Annotated in this window: 19 protein-coding genes and 1 pseudogene; 10 read left to right on the top strand and 10 right to left on the bottom strand. The window is 65.9% G+C overall.

Annotated elements, in window-relative coordinates; translation table 11 throughout:
• Positions 1–169 precede the first annotated feature (169 nt).
• Both KEC45_RS11485 and KEC45_RS11480 read left to right on the top strand, forming a co-directional pair.
• Positions 170–2,518: a glycosyltransferase family 4 protein gene (locus KEC45_RS11485; RefSeq protein ID WP_252171048.1), complete on the top strand. Its 2,349-nt coding sequence runs from the start codon at positions 170–172 to the stop codon at positions 2,516–2,518.
• Positions 2,472–3,779 carry a glycoside hydrolase family 130 protein gene (locus KEC45_RS11480; protein WP_252171047.1) on the top strand — a complete coding sequence of 436 codons (1,308 nt, stop codon included), beginning with the start codon at positions 2,472–2,474 and terminating at the stop codon, positions 3,777–3,779. Before KEC45_RS11485 ends, KEC45_RS11480 begins: the two co-directional genes overlap by 47 nt.
• 12 nt (positions 3,780–3,791) lie before the next feature.
• Here KEC45_RS11480 and KEC45_RS11475 read toward each other — a convergent pair whose 3' ends face one another.
• The 8 genes and pseudogenes from KEC45_RS11475 to KEC45_RS11440 form a co-directional block, all read right to left on the bottom strand.
• Positions 3,792–4,052, bottom strand: a complete 261-nt coding sequence (locus KEC45_RS11475) for a hypothetical protein (protein ID WP_054728047.1) — start codon at positions 4,050–4,052, stop codon at positions 3,792–3,794.
• 121 nt (positions 4,053–4,173) lie between these two features.
• Complete coding sequence (locus KEC45_RS11470; protein ID WP_252171046.1) at positions 4,174–4,752, bottom strand: hemerythrin domain-containing protein; 579 nt, start codon at positions 4,750–4,752, stop codon at positions 4,174–4,176.
• 20 nt (positions 4,753–4,772) lie between these two features.
• Positions 4,773–5,528: an SDR family oxidoreductase gene (locus KEC45_RS11465; protein WP_252171045.1), complete on the bottom strand. Its 756-nt coding sequence runs from the start codon at positions 5,526–5,528 to the stop codon at positions 4,773–4,775.
• Complete coding sequence (locus tag KEC45_RS11460) at positions 5,525–5,848, bottom strand: hypothetical protein (protein WP_156878093.1); 324 nt, start codon at positions 5,846–5,848, stop codon at positions 5,525–5,527. Before KEC45_RS11460 ends, KEC45_RS11465 begins: the two co-directional genes overlap by 4 nt.
• 10 nt (positions 5,849–5,858) lie before the next feature.
• Entirely contained in the window at positions 5,859–6,146 is a 288-nt protein-coding gene (locus KEC45_RS11455; RefSeq protein ID WP_252171044.1) for a hypothetical protein, read from the bottom strand.
• A 130-nt stretch (positions 6,147–6,276) separates the two neighbouring features.
• Positions 6,277–8,499, bottom strand: a complete 2,223-nt coding sequence (locus tag KEC45_RS11450; protein ID WP_252171043.1) for a hypothetical protein — start codon at positions 8,497–8,499, stop codon at positions 6,277–6,279.
• Positions 8,492–9,610, bottom strand: a complete 1,119-nt coding sequence (locus KEC45_RS11445) for a glycosidase (protein ID WP_252171042.1) — start codon at positions 9,608–9,610, stop codon at positions 8,492–8,494. Before KEC45_RS11445 ends, KEC45_RS11450 begins: the two co-directional genes overlap by 8 nt.
• Before the next feature lie 119 nt (positions 9,611–9,729).
• A pseudogene (locus tag KEC45_RS11440) lies at positions 9,730–11,805 on the bottom strand (catalase); the annotation flags it as partial.
• A 395-nt stretch (positions 11,806–12,200) separates the two neighbouring features.
• Between KEC45_RS11440 and KEC45_RS11435 the strand changes: the two are divergent.
• The 8 genes from KEC45_RS11435 to KEC45_RS11400 all read left to right on the top strand — a co-directional run bounded on the left by KEC45_RS11435 (position 12,201) and on the right by KEC45_RS11400 (position 17,966).
• Entirely contained in the window at positions 12,201–12,950 is a 750-nt protein-coding gene (locus KEC45_RS11435) for a Crp/Fnr family transcriptional regulator (protein WP_252171041.1), read from the top strand.
• Positions 12,947–13,144, top strand: a complete 198-nt coding sequence (locus KEC45_RS11430; RefSeq protein ID WP_077029061.1) for a hypothetical protein — start codon at positions 12,947–12,949, stop codon at positions 13,142–13,144. Before KEC45_RS11435 ends, KEC45_RS11430 begins: the two co-directional genes overlap by 4 nt.
• 199 nt (positions 13,145–13,343) lie before the next feature.
• On the top strand, positions 13,344–14,018 hold the full coding sequence (locus KEC45_RS11425; RefSeq protein WP_322787410.1) for a PRC-barrel domain-containing protein: 675 nt from the start codon (positions 13,344–13,346) through the stop codon (positions 14,016–14,018).
• On the top strand, positions 13,999–14,655 hold the full coding sequence (locus KEC45_RS11420) for a DUF6766 family protein (protein WP_077029063.1): 657 nt from the start codon (positions 13,999–14,001) through the stop codon (positions 14,653–14,655). Before KEC45_RS11425 ends, KEC45_RS11420 begins: the two co-directional genes overlap by 20 nt.
• Before the next feature lie 228 nt (positions 14,656–14,883).
• Positions 14,884–15,558 carry an SRPBCC family protein gene (locus tag KEC45_RS11415; RefSeq protein ID WP_252171040.1) on the top strand — a complete coding sequence of 225 codons (675 nt, stop codon included), beginning with the start codon at positions 14,884–14,886 and terminating at the stop codon, positions 15,556–15,558.
• 39 nt (positions 15,559–15,597) lie between these two features.
• Positions 15,598–16,815, top strand: coding sequence for a zinc-dependent alcohol dehydrogenase (locus KEC45_RS11410; protein WP_252171039.1), 1,218 nt, complete (start codon positions 15,598–15,600; stop codon positions 16,813–16,815).
• The gene (locus tag KEC45_RS11405; protein WP_054728027.1) at positions 16,808–17,590 is read left to right on the top strand and encodes an SDR family oxidoreductase; all 783 of its coding nucleotides are present in this window, start codon (positions 16,808–16,810) and stop codon (positions 17,588–17,590) included. Before KEC45_RS11410 ends, KEC45_RS11405 begins: the two co-directional genes overlap by 8 nt.
• 40 nt (positions 17,591–17,630) lie before the next feature.
• Complete coding sequence (locus KEC45_RS11400; RefSeq protein ID WP_252171038.1) at positions 17,631–17,966, top strand: hypothetical protein; 336 nt, start codon at positions 17,631–17,633, stop codon at positions 17,964–17,966.
• Between the two features lie 59 nt (positions 17,967–18,025).
• Here the strand turns inward: KEC45_RS11400 and KEC45_RS11395 are convergent, their stop codons facing one another.
• Both KEC45_RS11395 and KEC45_RS11390 read right to left on the bottom strand, forming a co-directional pair.
• On the bottom strand, positions 18,026–18,604 hold the full coding sequence (locus tag KEC45_RS11395) for a DUF1989 domain-containing protein (protein ID WP_062179326.1): 579 nt from the start codon (positions 18,602–18,604) through the stop codon (positions 18,026–18,028).
• Between the two features lie 141 nt (positions 18,605–18,745).
• Complete coding sequence (locus tag KEC45_RS11390; protein ID WP_083435716.1) at positions 18,746–19,321, bottom strand: DUF4142 domain-containing protein; 576 nt, start codon at positions 19,319–19,321, stop codon at positions 18,746–18,748.
• Positions 19,322–19,430: the final 109 nt, after the last annotated feature.

The raw sequence follows: 19,430 nt of genomic DNA, 5'->3' as shown, positions 1-19,430 counted from the left end.
ACGCGCGGGGGCGCGTTGGGGAAGCAGGCGATGACGCATCTCCTGCCAGAGCGGGGCGCGCCCTTCGGGCTCGACCGTTCTCTACTGAATCCCGTCTCGAGGGGAAGAAGGGCAAGGTCGATGAGCGCGCCTGTTCTTCATTCGGGGGGACCGGACAGAAGGCACAACGATGAAATTCGACAGCGAGACCAGCTTCCTTACCGCATTCGACAATGAAGAGAGCCGCCACGGCGGGCCCGTTGCCGGTATTGCCGCGCGCGCCCGGCGCCTCGCGCTCATCGGCTGTTTCCGGCCGCGCCAGTGCGGGATCGCGACCTTCACCGCCGACATTTACGATCATCTGACGACCGCGCGTCCCGATATGGCGGTCGATGTCTATGCAATGGCAGCCAGGCCGGGCGATGCGAGCGATTCCGCAGCCGTTGCTGGCATCGATGAGAAAGATGCCGATGGATATCGCGCTGCCGCGGAGGCGATCAACGCAAGCGGTGCCGACGCGGTCTGGCTCCAGCATGAATTCGGGATTTTCGGGGGTCCCGCAGGCGACATGATACTGGGGCTCGTCGACCGCGTTGCGGCGCCGCTGATCGTCACCTTCCATACCATCCTCGCCGAGCCGAGCGCCGACCAGCGGCGCGTGATGGAGCATCTCGTCGCGAAGGCGGCGAAGCTCGTCGTGATGAGCGCCTTCGGCCGCGACACGCTGATCCGCGTCTATGGCGCGAAGGCAGAGCGTATCGAGCTGATCGAGCATGGCACCCCCGACCGGGCCTTCGAGGCCTGTTCGCCGCTTCGCGAGCGGCTCGGCCTTGCGGGCCGTCCGGTCGTCTCGACCTTCGGCCTCCTCGGGCCGGGCAAGGGGCTGGAAGCGGCCATCCGCGCGCTGCCGGCGATTGCCGCCCAATATCCCGACATTCTCTATCGGATCGTCGGCGCCACCCATCCCAATCTCGTCGCTGCCGAGGGCGAAGCCTATCGGCAGAGCCTTGCCCACCTCGCCGGGGAGCTCGGCGTCGCGGACAATATCGCCTGGGAGAACCGCTTTCTCGACCTGCCCGAACTCCTCGAACAGATCGAGCTATGCGATATCTATCTCGCGCCCTATCCCAATCTCGCGCAGATCACCTCGGGTACGCTCGCCTATGCGGTGGCGCTCGGACGCGCGGTCGTATCGACGCCCTTCGTGCATGCGCGCGAATTGCTCGCCGATGACGTGGGCATCCTGCTCGGCGGGGCCGACAGCGACGCGATCGCCGAGGCGGTGTTGCTGTTGCTCGCGCACCCCGGCGAACGGCGCGCGCTCCAGGAGCGCGCCTATGCTCGCGGCCGGTCCACCGCCTGGCCGGTCATCGCGGCGCGCTTTGCATCGCTGATCGAAAACGTCGCGGCCGTGCCGGCGCTGCGCGAGCCCCGGCGGATGTTCCCCTCCTTCGCCGCGATCCGCGCGCTCTCGGACGATGTCGGCATATTGCAGCACGGGACGGGGCTCATTCCCGACCGGAATCACGGCTATTGCATCGACGACAATGCGCGCGCGCTGATGCTCGTCAATTCGAGCCCGTCGCTCGGCGAGGAGGAATATGGCCTGCTCTTCGCGCGCTACGCCGCCTTCCTTCACCATGGCTGGAACCCCGATCGCGGGCGCTTCCGCAACTTCATGGCCTATGACCGGCGCTGGCTCGAGGATGAAGGGTCCGAAGACAGCAACGGGCGCACGCTCTGGGCGCTCGGCCATGGCGCAGCGCACGCGCGCACGCCGGAACTCCGCGCCTGGTGCGCGGGACTATTTGCGCGCACCGCCCCCTTGGCGGCCGACCTCAAAAGTCCGCGCGCGATCGCGTTCGCACTTCTCGGAGCCGACGAACTCCTGGCGCGCGAGCCGGGGCATGCCGCGGCAGGCGCGATCGTCGAGCGCGGCGGCGCCTTTTTGCACGCCCTCTGGCGCAGCGCGCGGCGGAGCGGCTGGGAGTGGTTCGAACCCGCTCTCGCATATGACAATGCGCGTCTCGCCGAGGCGCTCCTGCGCGCCGGGCGGCGGACGGATTCCGTTCCGATGGAAGAGGCTGGCATCGGGGCGCTCGACTGGCTCTGCGACATCCAGACGAGCAATGAGGGGCATTTCCGTCCGATGGGCTGCGAAGGCTTCGGCGCCGAGGGTGAGCTTTTTCCGTTCGATCAACAGCCGCTCGAAGCCTGGGCGACGGTCGATGCCGCCGCGACCGCCTACCGCTTGACGGGCAAGCTGCGCTGGCATGACCGGGCCGAGCGGGCCTATGGCTGGTTTCTCGGCGCGAACGACCGCGGCGTGGTGATCGCGAGCTCGGCAACGGGGCGCTGCTGCGACGGGCTGACCCGTCACGGGGTCAATTCGAATGTCGGGGCCGAGTCCGCGCTGGCTTTTCACCTTGCGCACCGCGCGATGGCCGATACATTCTGGACGCGGGGGATAGCGAAGGACACCAGCGCCAGCGATGTTGATCTGCAATCCGAACCACACGCCGCTGCACATTCTTCATGAGAAGCTTGCGGCCGACCCCGCGCGGGTCGTGCTCAGGCCCTTCCACCTCGCCTGGCAGTCCAATGTGTCCGAACCATCGCGGGCGGCGCAGCTCGCCGCCGACATATTGGCGATGGACGAGGAGGAGGCCGAGGCACAGCTCGGCCTCGTGTGGAAGGATTTTTCCGAGCGCCACTGGCAGATCGGGCGGATCTTCGACGAACGCTTCGCCGAGGTCGCGGAAGATCTGGAGCTCGATCCCGCCATCGTCTCGCCGGTCAAGCGGCGGCTGATCGGCGCCTATTTCTGCCACGAATATAGCTATGCCGCCGCCGCGCTCATGAACCCGAGCGTCGTCCCGCATCCCGACCAGAGCGGGCTTGCCGCCGACCAGCAACGCTTTCTCATGTCGATGCGCGCGGTCGGCGAGGGCCATATCAGCTCGGTCGCCTTCCGCGAGGGGATCATCGGCGAGGGCGGCGACTTCACGCTTTGGCCCCAGTCGGGACCCGCGATGGCGGCGGTTGCCGACGACCGCCATCGGCTTGGCGATGACGGCAAGGTGAATGTCCACCGTCAGCCCGACAGTGCGATCTCGAACAGCGTTCTTTTTCCTATGACCGAGGCACAGCGCGGCGGCATCGAGGATCTGCGTCTGGTGCCCTTCGTGCACGACGATGGCCGCACCGAATATATCGGCACTTACACGGCCTATTCGGGGCAGGCGATCCGCTCGGAGCTCCTGCGCACGACCGATTTCTCGGGCTTCTCGCTCGAGCCTCTGTCGGGCCGCGCCGCGCGCCACAAGGGCATGGCGCTGTTTCCGCGCAAGGTCGGCGGCCGCTATCTCATGATCGCGCGGCAGGACGGCAAGAACATCACCATCATCGCTTCGGACAGTCTCACCGACTGGGACGACGAGGGACAGATCCTCATGCGTCCCGCCTATGCGTGGGAGCTCATCCAGATGGGCAATTGTGGCAGCCCGATCGAATGCGACGAGGGCTGGATCCTTCTCACGCACGGCGTCGGTGCGATGCGCAAATACAGCCTTGGCGCGGCCTTGCTCGACCGCGACGATCCGACCAAACTCATCGCGCGCACCGAGTGCCCGATCCTATCGGCCGCCGAGAGCGACCGCGAAGGTTATGTTCCGAATGTGGTGTATACCTGCGGCGCGATGCGCGTCGGCGGGGACCTGTTCATACCTTACGGGATTTCGGACAGCGCGATCGGTTTTGCGACGACGCCGATCGAGCGGCTGCTCGCGAGCATGCGTTAGAGGCCGGGCGCCTTATTTGAAGGGCGCGGGGCGCTCGATCTTCCGCCTGGCGTCGACCGACGCGACGAGCACGGCGCAGCAAAGGCAGCCATCCTCGTCGGTCACCTCGATCCGGAGCGTATCGACATCGTTGATGAGTTCGGGATTGTCGCCGAGGAGGTGCCCCGCATAGCGGGCCGCCTCGACCCTTGCTGCGGCCGTGTCGGGCAGATCGACGCCTTCATCGTCGAGCTCGCGCTGGCCGCTGCTGCTGTGGAAATAATAACGGGGCATCCAACTTCTCCCACCTTCGGCAACTCACAAGTCTGCCTAGGGTTTCGATCCGGCCACCGCCCCTTCGTCACTGCACCACGACACATGCCGATCGGGCGGGTCTCATGCCCGCCTATGGCGCTCAGGCGGCGGCAAATCCAGCCTTGTTCATCACCGCGGTCACATGTTTGTTGCCATCGGCGCCGAGCGCCGCCTTGAGGCGGGGGAAGAGGCGCTGCTCCTCCTCCTCGACATGCGCTTCGATCTCGGAGCGAAATTCGCGGACCTTGGCGATCCAGGCGGGGTCGGCGGCGTCCATTTCCGAGAGGTCGAAAAGATATTGCTTCACATAGCCATGGTCGTGAACGAGCTTGTCGGCGTCCTCGATCTGGCCATGGTCGCGCATCGCCGGATAAACGACATTCTCCTCTTCGAACGCATGTTTGGCGAGCGCGTGCTGGAGCTGGACGAGCAGCGCCTTTCGCTTTTTGACGTCGCTTTCGTCGGTCGCCTCGAGTGCGTCGAACAGCGTCATCGTTAACCGGTGTTCGGCCTTGAGGCCCTCGTCCCATTGTCCCTTGAGCGCGGTGAGGCTCTGCACCGCGGCCTTTCGGCCGAGGTTGGCGACGAGGCCGACGGCAAATCCCGCCGCGGCCGCACCGAGCAGGAGGGCCGGGTTGCCCAGCGGCTGGCGCGCGTTGGCGAAAATGTTGAGGGACATGGGAAGGCTCCTTCGGAAGGTCAGGGATGGTCGAGGCGGGTCTCGACGCGGATGAGCGATACCGCGGTGCGTCGCGGCTGAACGAGCATGAAGTGGGCCGCGACCGCGATGTCCTCGGCGCGAAGCATCTGATGCTTGCCGATCAGTTCCTTCTGCTTCTCGGGCGGGAATTCGGGATATTGGAAGTCGGCACCGGTAAACCCGGGCTCGATCAGTCCGACCTTGATATCCTGCTCCGCCAGCTCCTTGCGGAACGACTGGACGAAGCCCTGTATGCCGCTTTTCGCCGCGACGTAGATCGAGCTGCCCGGACCGCGCGACACCGCGGTCATCGATCCGATCACGATGATGTCGCTGCCCGCCGACATGCAGCGCGCCGCTTCCTGGGCGCAGACGAGATAGGCGGTGAAGTCGGTCTCGAGCTGGTAGCGCGCCTCACTCTCGCCTGCGTCGGCAAGCGCCGCCGCCGGGACGGCGGCGTTGATCACCGCGATGTCGATACCGCCAAGATAATCTCTTGCAGCCTCGAAAAACCGGTCGACATCTTCCGCCACCGAAAGATCGACGTTGACCCCGTCGCCTTCGCCCACTTCGCGGATGCGCTGCAGCGCATCCTCCAGATGTTCGGGGGTACGGCCGCAGACGAACACCTTCACGCCGTAGCTTGCGAGGAGGACCGCGATCGCGCGGCCGATCCCGGTCGTACCCCCGGTTATGATCGCCCGCCGGCCCTTGATGTCGGGAGCCTCGGTATGCGCGTCTGCTTCGTCGATCATGGCTTTTCCTCGAAGGTCGCGGAGACGGGATCGGCTCTCGTTCGCGCTGTCGGCGCGGCGACGACCCAGTAAGGATTGTCATCGTCGGCCTTGAGCAGGCTGCAGAGCGGCGCGCCGTCGACGAACAGCCGTGCGGAGCGGCCTGCCGCTTCGCCGGCAGCGATATCGAGCGCGCTTGCGGGGCTCGCCGCTTCGAAGAGGAGGCGCTTCTCGAGGCCGATATGATCCTCGTCATAGTGCAGCATGAGCGTCGGCTTGCGTGCGGGCGCCGGGCCGTCCGATGTTACTGCCGCGACTTGGCCGGTGACGGGAGCGTTCATCGTCAGTCCCTCAGTAAGCTGGCGGATCGCTGCTCGGGAAGGATTCGTCGGCGGCCTGGTCGACGCGGTCCCACTTACGCCTTACCTCGTCGCGCATGCCGTCCGGTCCCGCCGAGCGGGTCTGATCGAAATTTTCGGGATGCGTCTCGCCATCGGCGAATGCGGCCGAATGACTATCGTCCTTTGGGGCGGCCGGCGCCTGCTTGCGCGTGAACCAGAACAGCGCCCCGAGGACACCGATACCGAGAATTTTTCCGAACCCCGACGAGCGGCGGGGCGCCGTCATTGCATGTGCCATATCTGTCTCCAGCTTGAGATAAAATCCGGGAGGCTGAAAGGGCAACGGGGGGGCGGCCTCAAAGTTGCCGCGGCGCCGCACCGATTAACAAATGTTGCGCTGTTTGTACCGGCCGTGCGTGGCGGACGCCTCAGTTCCAGCTGAGAAGGAGGCTGCCATTCGCCGGAACGAGGAAGTCGAGGCGGTCGCCGCTGTTCCCGTCAGGCCGGATCGCATCGCCGTCCGCTGCGGCGACGCGAACCGCGGGAAGCTCGCCCCGGCTCTTCCGGACGAAGCTGAGCCGGGCCGTGCAGCCTTCGCCGCCGTCGAGGCGAAGCGAGAGCCGCGCGGGAGCCATGCGCTCGAGGGCACGGACGAAATGATCGCAATAAAGGTCGAACGGCGCGCCGTCGACGCGGTGAAAGGCGCGGGTCGCGAAGATGAATGCGGCCCCGGCGCCATAGACTTCCTGCCCCACCTGGCCCGCGGGCTGACCGTCGGCATAAAGATCCTCGACCGGGAAGGAGAGGGTGGGGTCCATGCGCCCGTTACCGGGGCGCTGTTCGTCCGAGACGGCCTCGGCGGGCAGGGCGTCGGGATAATAAAACCAGGCCCGATCGAGCGCATAGCGGCAATATTCCGAAATCAGCATGCGCGCCGCAGGCTCGAGGTCGGGTCCGCTGTCGGCAAGATAATGTTCGAAAGCGGCGAAGCTGTCGAAACATTCGTAGATCGCCATATAGGGTGCGTCCTGCAGACAGGTGGCGCCCAGAAAGTTGCGGTGATGAACGGCGAGGCCGATCTCGCTTTCCCAGATCTCGGTGTGATGAAAGAAGCTCGCGAGATAGACATAGCTCTGCTCGCGGTAGACGTCGCGGCCGGTGACCCGCCACAAGCGCATGCAGGCGGCAGCCCCCCAGGCCGTGAGGTTGGCTTGATAATTGATGTCGAAACCCAGACCGACCGCGGTGTCGATCGCGGCGCACGCCTCGTCGAGATACAGCTTCTCGTCGGTGAGCTCGAACGCCTCGAGCATCACCCAGGCATAGATGCCGCCGACATCGGTCTGGCCGCGCCCGTCGGCTCCGGCGGTCTCGGTGATGACCGAGAAATCGGTGACCTTGTACTGGATCGGCCATTTGTAAGCGAAATGCCGCGCTGCGCGGATCGCATAAGGAAGCGATTTTACAAACAGCTGCCGCGCCTTCGCGTCGCCATCGAGCGCCAGTTTTCCGAGGTTCAGCAGCGGGTGGTAGAGATACCAGCTGTCTACGGCGTCGGCATCCTTGTCGTCACCGACATTGGGCAGATAGCGCCGCAGCGTCTCGAGCTTCGGATCGTAAAATTTGCCGAGGCCGGCCTTGAACTCTTCCTCGAGGGGATGAGCCTCGCCGCGCCATTTCCCCCAGTCGTGCAGCGCCTGCACGATCGACATCTGGACCATGGCGTCCGGATATTCGGCATCCGTATAAGGGTGCACGTACCGATGACCATAATGGCGCACGGTCGCCTCCGGCGCGGCGCCGAGATGCCGCGCCGTCCGCGCGGCCCTCTGCCGCCAGTCGCGATATTCGGTCGGCGGCAGGGACAGCGAGCGATAGACGGCGCCCAGCATCTGGAGAAATCGCCGTGCGCTGTCGCGCTCGTCTGCCGGAGAGCCGTCGCGGACGACGAGCCTCGCATCGCTCAGCGTATAAGTGATCCCGGGCGCCAGCGGCGCGGCTTCGTCGGCAGTGTGGAGTGTCTGGCCGGGAAGGCGGAAGCCCAGCCCCGGCCAGATGCCTCCCACCGCGGCATCCGGATTGGTGCCAGTCGCCTGGAAATAGGGATTGAGCGCGGTGAAATCCTGAAAATAGAAAAAGGTACCGAAGGCGGGGTCGGTTAGTTCGCCGTAGAGGAGCCCGGCGTTGAGACCGCGTTGCACCGCCTCGACGGTGCCGCGAGTCCCCATCGGATTGTCCTGGGCGTCGAAAGGAAAGAGATCGCGCGCTCCGGGCGGAAGGAGCAGCGGCGCCGAGGGGCGGAGTGTCGAGACAAGGCGGAGGCAGGGGAGCGGCCCGGGTCGCGCCTCGAGCGCGACCTCATGCGCGCCGATCGCACTTTCGACATGCACGCGGGCGAGCTCGCCGCCCGCGCGCTTGACGCGGCGGACCTTCGCCGCGCCGGGCCACGAGGCCGCGCGCAGGGCGACGCCGCCGCTGTCGGCGCGCCGGACGAACAGCCAGAGCGCTTCGCCGCCCGCAGCAAGTTCGACGGAGAGGTCGTCGATCCTCTGCGAGACGATCGGAGTAGCGGCCGCGAGCTCGCCGCGAACGCGAACGAGATCGGGCGTCAGCGGCGTGTCGCGGCGCGTCTCCACGCGCTGGTCAGTCACCGAAACAGGCCTTGGGGACATGGGTGATCCGACAGGCAAGATCGGCTTCCCCCGACGCGACGATATAATGATCGCCGCCGTCGGCGATGCCCGTCGTGAAGACGACATCGCGTATATAGAGCTTGTCTTCGAGCGGACGCGTAAGCTCGGGGTTCGCCTCGAGGAGCGGCCGGTGATCGGTGCGGAGGACGACCGAGGGATCGTCGAGATCGAGGAGCGACCAGTAGGTGCGGTAAATGCCGACGATTTCTTTCGGCTCGACCCCATGCCAGAGCGTGAGCCATCCCGCGTCGGTACGGATCGGCGGGGTGCCGCCGCCGATGCGCGCGGTCGCCACCGTGTCGGCATGCGGACGGATGCCGGGCGCCTCATGAGGCTTCCAGTGCAGCGCATCGGGCGAGGTCGCGAGGTTGATCGAGGGCCCCGCCCGCCACTTCGATCCCGGCGGGTAGGCGAAATAAAGATCGCCGAGCGGCCGCGTCTGCGCCCAGTAGCGGCCGTCGATCAGGCCCTCGAAGATCAGCATGTCCTTGTTCTGATGATCGAGAACGATCCCCTCGAAGACCCAGTCGAGGCCGTTCGCCGAACTGTAGAGCGTCGTCGAGTGGCGCTCCGGGCTCACCGAACAGGTGGTCATCAGCCAGCGTCTTCCGACCCGGCTGATGCGCGCGTCCTCGACGCCATAGCATTGAAAATCCGCGCCCGGATCGACAGCCTTGTCGTAATGGACGGCAACGATCTCGAGCCCGTCGGGCGAGAGCTCGACGGGAAGCAGCCACGAAAGCGAGGTTAGTGCCATGACCCGCCAGCTACCGCCGTGCACCATGAACTTTCTGGGATCCGACGTATCGCAAAGCTCGAGCGGCCAGCTATCGACCTTGTAGCGCCCAGCCTCCCACCGGATCGAATGGACATGACCGTCCTCGATCGGGGCCCGGAGCGCCTCGGCGACGCGCACCATCATCAGGAGATTGCCCGAGGCGAGGCGGAGCAGGCCCGGGTTGAAGGCCCCGAGCACATAGGTCTCGCGGCCGAGCTGACCCGCGAGCGGCGAGCGCGACAGATCGACATCGTCGGGGCCGAAGACCAGCCGATCGGTCGCGAATTGCATGAGTACCGCTCCTTCGCCCAGGCCGGTCAGCGCGCCGGCTTGGAAGCCGGTTTCGCTGCCGGAGCGGATACCGCCTTGCGCGATGCCGATGTCTCGGCCGCCTCCTTCGTTCCGCCTTTTGCGTCGAGGTCGACGCCGGCTTCACGCGGCCAGTGCCGAAGCGTTACGCAGGCATCGAGGAAGGCGGTGACATCGCCAGGTTTGGCCAGCGCGATGCAGGCGTCGTCGAGCTTGTCGGAGAGGCCGGCGGCCGCGAAGAGCGGCGCCGCTTCGGCGCCATGTCCGATAAATTTGCAATGCGCGAAGGCGTCGCTGACGAAGTCCTTGGCCGCCGCATCGCCTGCGAGCAGCGCCGCCCCGTCGTCGCTCGGGAGAAGCGCGACCGCGTCGAACAGCACCGACGGCCCGCCGTCGATCTTGTGCCGGCCCGCGACGCTCGTGCCGTCCGAGAGCGTGATCCCGCCGATCTTCGGTGCAACCAGTTCCCAGACAGCGCCGGCGGCGTCGACCGCCTTGGTCAGCGCCTTGAAGAGCCGCGCATCCGCGCCGTCGGTCGCAAGGATTCCGAGCTTGCGTCCGGCGAAGCTCGCCGGGCCGTTGAGCAGGATACTGAGCGGCCGGGAAGGGGGAAGGTCGGCGAGCGGCTTTGTTGCAGCCTTGGCGGGCGCCGGAAGCGGCAGCCCCAGGCCATCGGCCACCGTGGCTGCGAGGCCGCGGTCGATATGAAGGAGATGCGATACGGTGCGGGCGCGAATGTCGGGGCGTTCGACCTTGGACAGCTCGAAAACAAGCGCGTCGCCGATATGCTTCTGCTCGATCGGGGTCTGGCTCACGAAGAATTGCCGCGCCTGGCTATAGTGGTCGGCGAAGCTCTCGGGGCGGATGCGGCGCTTGGCGCCTTCGGCCTCTTCGGGAAAGCTCGCAAAGCCGCGCGCGGAATCCTCGCGCGGGCCGCCGTCCGTCGATCCCCAGCTGTTCGGCTCGTAATTGGCGCGGCCGACGGGGTTTCGCATCGTCATATGACCGTCCTGCTGGAAATGCGCCATCGGGCATTTCGGCGCATTGATCGGGATATGGGTGAAGTTCGGGCCGCCGAGCCTTTTGATCTGCGTGTCGAGATAGGAGAAATTGCGGCCCTGGAGCAGCGGATCGTTCGAGAAATCGATGCCCGGGACGATGTTCTGGGTGCAGAAGGCGACCTGCTCGGTCTCGGCGAAGAAATTGTCGACGACGCGGTCGAGAACGAGGCGGCCGACGGTGCGGATCGGCACCTGCTCCTCGGGGATGAGCTTGGTCGCATCGAGGACGTCGAATTCGAACTTGTCCGCGAAGGCGTCGTCGAAAAGCTGGACGCCGAGTTCCCATTCGGGAAAGTCGCCGCTGTTGATCGCATCCCAGAGGTCGCGGCGATGGAAATCGGGGTCGGCGCCGTTGATCTTGACCGCCTCGTTCCACACCACAGACTGGAGGCCCTGCTTGGGCTTCCAATGAAATTTGACGAAGGTCGATTTGCCCTTGGCGTCGACGAGGCGGAAGGTGTGGACGCCGAAGCCTTCCATCGTGCGGAAGGAGCGGGGGATTGCGCGGTCAGACATCACCCACATGATCATGTGGAAGCTCTCGGGCATCAGGCTCACGAAATCCCAGAAATTGTCGTGGGCCGATTGCGCCTGCGGGAAGGCTCGGTCGGGCTCGGGCTTCACCGAATGGACGAGGTCGGGGAATTTCATCGCGTCCTGGATGAAGAAGACCGGGATATTGTTGCCGACAAGATCCCAATTGCCTTCCTTGGTGTAGAGCTTCACCGCGAAACCGCGCACGTCGCGCGCGAGGTCGAACGAGCCTTTGGAACCCGCGACGGTCGAGAAGCGCACGAAGGCGGGTGTGCGCTCGCCGACGCGCAGGAAGATGTCGGCGCGGCTGACGTCGGCGAGGCTGTCGGTGAGCTCGAAATAGCCGTGCGCGCCATAGCCGCGTGCATGAACGACGCGCTCGGGGATGCGCTCATGGTCGAAGTGGAAGATCTTCTCGCGGAAATGGAAATCCTCGAGCAGCGTCGGGCCGCGCGCGCCCTGCTTGAGGCTGTTCTGGTCGTCGGCGACCGGCACGCCATGCTGGGTGGTGAGCGGCGCATGGCCGGCGCCCGCCTGATGCGTCTCGCCGCCGGTGCCGCGATCCTCGCCGTAGCTCTGCATGATCGGCGCATCGGCCGGAAAGAGCGGTGCCTTGCGCGGGGACTCTCCGCCTATGTCCTTTCCTGCAATCGCAGCGGCGCTCTGCCCACGGCGCGGCTTCGGCTTCGCGGCGTCCGCGCGGGTGGAAGAGGGGGCGGTGGGGGATTTGGCCATGGCGGATCTCGCTTTTATTGAAGGGCGCGGCAGGGAGTCGGATCGCGGCCCGCGGGCGTGCAAGCACGCCCTCCGGACCCGGCGATGGAACGAGTTTGCGCTTTGAAAGTTGCTGCACCGGGCATGCGATTAACCTCGATCATGACGATTCCGCTTCCCTTGTTGGCGGTTGCCGGGCTTTCGGATGATCGCAGTTGAGCAGGCCCGCTCACGCATTTCGGACGAACCAGGGAACGTCAGTGATGTTAACCGATCGCTTCTTGAGAGACCGTCGCGGGGTAAGCCTCGAGGCCGGCGAGCGCGCGCGCCTCGAAGCCGCCATCAGCACCACGTCGACCGTCGAGGCCCGCAAGATCATCGCGCGCGCCGGCGAGTGGCTCGACCAGAGCACGCTCCTCGTCGAGGGTATCATGTCGCGCTATCTCGACGACCGGAACGGTCTTCGCCAGCTTGTCGCGATCCACTTGCCGGGTGACTTCGTCGACCTCCACGCCTACCCCCTCAAGCGGCTCGACCATGATGTCGGCACGATGACCCCGGCGACGATCGCGATCGTCCCGCATGTCGAACTCGACGCCATAACCGAGGAAATGCCCGAGCTGACGCGCAAGCTTTGGTTCGCGACGCTGCTCGATGCCGCGATCCACCGCGCCTGGCTCTTCCGGCTCGGCCGCCTCGACGCCATCGGCCGCGTCGCGCATTTCTTCTGCGAGACCAATGTGCGTCTCCAGTCGGCGGGGCTGAGCGATGGGCGCCAGTTCACGCTCGGGCTGACGCAGGCCGACGTCGCCGAGATCTGCGGCCTCACGACAGTGCATGTGAACCGGGTGGTGCGTCATCTTCGCGAGGAAGGGCTTTGCACTTTCCGCAACGGCAAGGTCGAGATTCTCGATGCCGCGAAGCTCGCGCGTCGCGGCCAGTTCGACCCCGCCTATCTTTATATCGACGATCCGGCATCTTCGCCGCAGCCAGACCAGAGGGCCCGCCGATGACCGATGATTTGTCTTCGCCCCAGCCGCCCGAGACGGAAGCGGGGGTCGCCACCGCGGAAGATGGCCTGGTTCTCCTCGATGGTCCCGACGGCGTCGCGGTGACGATGACCGCGGCGGCGGCGCGCAGTACGGGCGAAAGCCTCATCGAGGCGGCGAAGCGAGCGGAAGAACAGCTCGCGGCCAAGCGGTCCTGAAGGATCGCCTGATCGCTCCCGTACGGGGGCGACGGGGCCGTCGCCGATTTGGCGCCAGGGCGCCGACGCACAGCGCGCGGCGCCGATAAACGCATTGATCGATGTTGTATCGCCGCCGTCCGGGGGAACGCGGTGATACGGCGGCGGGTTCTGCCGGGAGCGACGCCAGCGGGCGCTGCCGACCGAGGAGAAGCCGCACGTGGAAGAGGCCGCCGGACTGATTGCGCCTGCCGCGACGATGATCGCGGCGATGATGACGGCAGCCAATCTCGGCGCGCGCGTGACCGGCTCGGGCTTCGTCGTGTTCACTTTGGGCTCGCTCGCCTGGTCGGTCGTCGGGTTCACATCGGGCCAGACCAATCTTCTTGCGACGAACCTGTTCCTGACGCTCGTCAATCTCGTCGGAATATGGCGATGGCTCGGCCGCCAGCGCGGCTATGAGGATGGCGCGCGGCGTGCCGCGAAGCGAAGCCGGATCGCGGCCTCGCCCTCGCTCTTCGCCGCGAGTGCGCTAGGCGGTCTTCCGGTGAGCGATATCCGCGGCGAAGTTGTCGGCCAGGCGGTCGATGCGATGATCGAATGCGAAAGCGGATGCCTCTCTTATGTCGTCGTCGCGAGCGGCGGGCTCGGCGGCATCGACGAGACGCTGCGCGCGGTACCGGCGGCGATGCTCGACTGTCATGCCGACGGGCTCGTGCTGCTGATGAGCGCGGCGGAATATGAGAAGCGCGATACGCTCGACGGCGCCGCTTGGCCTGCGCGGCCCCCACGCGGACAGGTAGCCACGGAGGCGTTGCTCGCCCCCGCGGCGGCGGCGGGCGAGGGGCCGCGGGGCGCCGGAAAGGAAGTGGCCCATGACGCGGCTCAAGGATAATGGTCTCACCATCGTGCTGCTGCTGCTGTTCGCAGCGTCGATCGTCGGCCACTGGCTAACGGGGTGGCACGTCGCGCTCGCGGACGCTGCGCGGCACCATCAGCCCGGTCTCTCGCTCTGGGCCTATGGCGGCAGTCCGCAATTCCTGTCCTCGGTGTTCGAAAACTGGGAGAGCGAGTTTCTCCAGATGTCTGCCTATGTCGTGCTGACGGCGATGCTCGTTCAGCGTGGCTCGTCGGAATCGCGGGGTCCCGACGCGCCGCTGCGCGACGCCGATCTTGCCGCGCAGGCGCGCAAGCCCGGTGCCCCTGCGGTGCTGCGCAAGGGGCGTCTCGCGCGCGCTCTTTATGCCCGCTCGCTGGGGCTGGTGCTCGCGATGCTGTTTCTTGCCTCCTTCATCCTCCACTGGACGCAGAGCGCGCGCGCGGCCGCCGAGGACGCGCGCGAGCATGGCGAAATCGCCCTTTCCACCTTCGCCTATCTCGGCGACCCCGGCCTCTGGTTCGAATCCTTCCAGAACTGGCAGAGCGAATTTCTGTCGACCGCCGTTCTCGTGCTCTTGTCGATCTTCCTTCGTCAGAAAGAGTCGCCCGAATCAAAGCCTGTCGCCGCTCCGCACGCGGAGACGGGATCGTGACGGCGAATGGCCGAGCGAACCGGCGTGCGTGTTACTGCTCCGCTGCCCCGGTGCCTGTCTCGCTGGGCGCTCGGAGCGCCGATTTAATCCTCGAACCGCGGAACGATCGCAGCGGACGGGCGTCAGTCGTTCATCGCCCCGAAGCCGGGGCCGCTTCCCCCGACCGGCGCCGGCCCCGCCGACGCTCCCCAGATGACGCCCGGCCTCTGCCCGGGCGGGAGATGATCCATGTCCAGATCCAAGAATGACCTTCCCGATCCGTTGATTCTCGCCGCCGCGGGCGCGGGCATCGCCGTGCTCGCAACCGGCGCGGCGCTCTGGCAGCGCCGTCGGCACCGCGAGAGCCGAGGGCAAGAAGAAACAATTGCGACCGACGCGCCGCATTGGACGCTCGACAAAATCTCCTCCCGCGCGTTGTTCGGCAAGTCGGTGCTGATCAATCGCCCCCGCGCCGAGCTCTACGCGGCATGGATGCCCGAACGCTTTCCCGAGTTCATGGAGAATGTGGTCGCGGTCGACGACCTCGGCGACGATGTCTCGCAATGGACGATCAAGGCGCCCGCCGGGCGCGAGGTGACACTGGTCAACCGCATCACCGAGCGCGTCGAGGATGAATCTATCTATTGGCAGAGCACGCCGGCCTCCGACATCGCGAACAGCGGCGAGGTTCGCTTCATCGACGCGCCGGCGGGTCGAGGCACCTATGTCAGCCTGATCCTCGCCTATGACCCGCCCGCCGGGAAGGTCGGGCGCCTCGCCGCCAAGCTCCTTCAGCGCGAGCCCGAAGTGCAGGCGCGGCGCGACCTTCACCGTTTCAAGCAGCTTATGGAAACCGGCGAAGTGACGACCAATGCCTCGCCCTCCGCGCGAGGCGCCGAGAGCCCTGCCGAGCCGCACATCTGAACGCCCTAACCGCAGCACAATCACATCAAGGAGAAGGCCATGCGCGCCGTTACCTGGCAGGGACGCCACAAGATCAGTGTCGAAACCGTTCCCGATCCCGAAATCGTCAACCCGCGCGATGCGATCATTCGCGTGACCTCGACCGCGATCTGCGGCTCGGACCTTCATCTTTACGACGGCTATATTCCGGGCATGCGCGCGGGCGATATCGTCGGCCACGAATTCATGGGCGAAGTCATCGAGACCGGCGCCGCCTCGACGCTGCAGCGCGGCCAGCGCGTCGTCATTCCCTTCACGATCAGCTGCGGGCAATGCTTCTTCTGCGAGAAGCAGCAATATAGCGCCTGCGACAACAGCAATCCGTCCGAGACGCGCGATGCATCCGAGCTGATGATGGGTCATGCGATGGGCGGGGCGTTCGGCTATGCGCACCTTACCGGCGGATATGCCGGCGGACAGGCCGAATATGTCCGCATTCCCTATTCGGATGTCGGGCCGGTGGTCATTCCCGACGACCTTCCCGACGACGACGTGCTCTTCCTCTCGGACATCCTCCCGACCGGCTGGCAGGCGGCGGTCAACGCCGATATCGAGCCCGGCGACACCGTTGCCGTCTGGGGCTGCGGCCCCGTCGGCCTGTTCACGATACAGTCGGCGCTGCTCTTGGGCGCCGGGCGCGTGATTGCGATCGATCATTTTCCGACGCGGCTCGCGCTCGCGCGCAAATATGGTGCCGAGATCCTCGATTATACACAGGTCGACGTTCGCGAGGCGCTCGATGAAATGACCGGCGGCGTCGGGCCGGACGCCTGCATCGACTGCGTCGGAATGGAGAGCCACGGGTTTACGGCCGACAACATTCTCGACCAGGTCAAGGTCAAGATGCTGTCGTCCACGGAACGTATCCACGCCTTGCGCCAGGCGATCCTTGCGTGCCGCAAGGGCGGCCGCCTGTCGATCCCCGGGGTTTACGGCGGCTTTGCGGACAAATTCCCGCTCGGCCAGCTCATGGAGAAGGGCCTTTCCGTCAAGAGCGGACAGACGCATGTCCAGCGCTATTCGGGCGAGCTTCTTGACATGATCCGCGAAGGCAAGTTCGACACCATTTCGCTCATCTCGCATCACGCGCCGCTTGAAGACGCGGCCGACATGTACCGGCATTGGCACGATGACCAGGACCTCTACACGAAGATCGTCCTGAAACCCGGCCTCAAGAAAGGGGACATCTCGGCCCGGCAGGAGCTGCAACATGCCTGATCGCAAACTCGCTGTCGTCACCGGCGCCTCGAGCGGTATCGGCCGCGAGATCGCCCTACTCGCCGCGAAGGATGGTTACGACCTCATCGTCGCGGCCGACGAGCCGCTCGTCGATGCTGCCGCGGGCCTCCTTGCCAAGGGCGTCGAGGTCGAGGCGGTGGAAGCCGACCTCGCGACTGCTGCCGGGGTCGAACGTCTTCTTGCCGCTGCGGGCGGCAGGCCGATCGACATTCTCGTCGCCAACGCGGGTCATGGCCTCGGCCACGGTTTTCTCGACCAGCCCGTCGACGCGTGGCGTCACGTCATCGACACAAATATCACCGGCACGCTGTTGCTGCTTCAGCCGGTCCTGAAGGCGATGGTCGCGCGCGGCGAAGGCAAGGTACTGATCACCGGCTCGATCGCCGGGCATCTCGCCGGCTCCTTCCAGGCGGTGTACAACGGCACCAAGGCCTTCGTCGACAGTTTCGCCGCGGCGATTGGCAATGAATTGAAGGACAGCGGCGTCACCATCACCTGTCTCAAACCCGGCGCGACCGAGACGCGCTTTTTCGAGCGGGCCGGCATGCTCGACACCAAGGTCGGGCAATCGGAAAAAGACGATCCCGCCGATGTGGCGAAAACCGGATGGGACGCGCTCCTCGCAGGAGAGCATGCGGTCGTTCACGGGCTCAAGAACAAGGCGCAGGTCCTCGTATCGGGCGTTCTCAGCGAAGCGGCGACAGCCGAGATGCACCGGAAACTGGCCGAGCCGGGGTCGGGGACGCAAGGCTGATCTGGCCGATCCGGCATCATTTGGTGAAGAGGAGACGATCATGAACAATCGCAATGACAGCAGGGATGGGGGCTCCGCCGGGGACGGGTCGCTGCCGCAAGAGCCCATGGAATGCCGGGAGAATGTCGGAAAGACGACGCCCGACCGCTATCCCGCCGGGGAGCGCGAGGCCGGCGACGTATCGGGCGCCGCCAACCGCGGCCGTCGGCGCAGCACCGGCAGCGGTCCTGTCAGCGGAAGCGGCGCGGGTGCCGGCGGCAAAGGCAATGCGGAGGATTATGACAGCGACCCGCAAGGCGGCGGCGGGCGCGCCGCCGAACCCGATACGCCCCCGCCCGGCAAGGGGGCGGACGCGCCGGTTGGCGGGAGCCGTTAGGCCCTCGCGGTGGTCGGGCGGCGCGGCGCAATCGCTCTGGCAGCGCCGTACCCGGCCGTTCACTCGATCCGGTAGTCGATCGGCTTGAAGCTGCCGCCGCAGCTGTCGTAGGCCGAGCAGGCGGTGAGCCCGACGATCAGGTCGTCGAGCGCGCGAAGCCGTATGAAGTCACCGGCCTTCGTCGTCGGCGGAAGGACGCGGATCTTGCCTTCGCTGCCGACCGGCACATTCATGAACAGGTTGAACGCGACGGGAATGGCGTCGGCAGCAATCCCATATGGCTCGAGCGCTTCGGCCAGATTGCCGAAGCAGCCGCGATGAACGGGCTTGTCGGCGTAGAAATGGCGAAAGGTCGCCTCGCTGCATGGCGTCAGCAGAAAATCATGCACCCCGCAGCTGTCCTCGACGATCTCGAGCAATGCGTTTGACCGGTTCGACCACAAGCGGTTGCCGGTCGTCAGCCGGATCGTCTCTTCATAGTCGAACGTTCGCCCGTTCGAGATCGCTTCGCGGGGATCCGCCGCACGAAACGCAAGAAGGTCGCCGACCTGGCCGCCATCGGGGTCGGTCACGCAGAGAATCTTGTCCTTGGGAAGCGTGAAGGCGACGCCGCTGCGGGGCGCGATCCGGTCGGTCATGAATGCTCCTGAACTGAGAAGGTGCGGCGGGAATGAACTAAGATGTCATGAAGCGGTTGCCGGGAGGAGGACGAAATGCGGCGAGCGAAAGCCGCCGCGCTAATCGCGCGGCGGCTTTGAGACGCCGGTTCCGAGCCTCTGTCAGGGGGCCAGCTTGCCGAGTTCGGCGCGGTGCGCTTCCACCACCGGCACAATCTCTGCTGCCGCCTGCTTGAGTGCGACCGCCTCGCCCGAGGCAGCATAGCCTTGGTGCAGCGCCAGTGCCGCACCATGCGCGGTCTTCTGGTGGTCGAGATAGATTTTGTCGATACCCGCGGCATCGGCGGCCTTGATGTCCGCCAGCATCTTCTCCTGGTCGGGAGCAAGTGTCGGTGCCGGCGCCTCGACCCCGGCGCTCGCGGCGGCCGCCTTCACTTTCGCGGTCGATTTTCCGTGATTGTCGATCATCATCTCGGCAAAGGCCCTGACCTTTGCATCTTTCGATTTGGCGAGCAGGGCTTTCGACGATTCGACCTCCCAGAGGTCGCCGGCACCCGCCTGCGCGACATAATCGGCCGTGCTGACTGCTTGCGCCGGCGTTGCGGCGGCCGGACCGGGCTCGGATGCCACAACGGCCGTGTCAGCAGACGCGGCGGCTTGCTCCTCGTCGCGCGTATCGGGTCCGCCGCATCCCGCGACGATCGCGGCGACCGCCGCGGCTCCAATCCATGTCTTCATCTCGTCTCTCCTCAAATGATCTTCTGCGCCTTGGCCTCTCGGCTTTTCCGCATGCAAGACCGGGTCGCAGCGCGCGCGGCCCGGTCTTTCACCCGGAAAGCGGGGGCGG

The organism is Sphingopyxis sp. USTB-05, from assembly GCF_023822045.1.
GTDB lineage: Bacteria > Pseudomonadota > Alphaproteobacteria > Sphingomonadales > Sphingomonadaceae > Sphingopyxis.
Note: the sequence above shows the minus strand (reverse complement) of the source record. Positions and strands in the feature narration are given on the sequence as shown.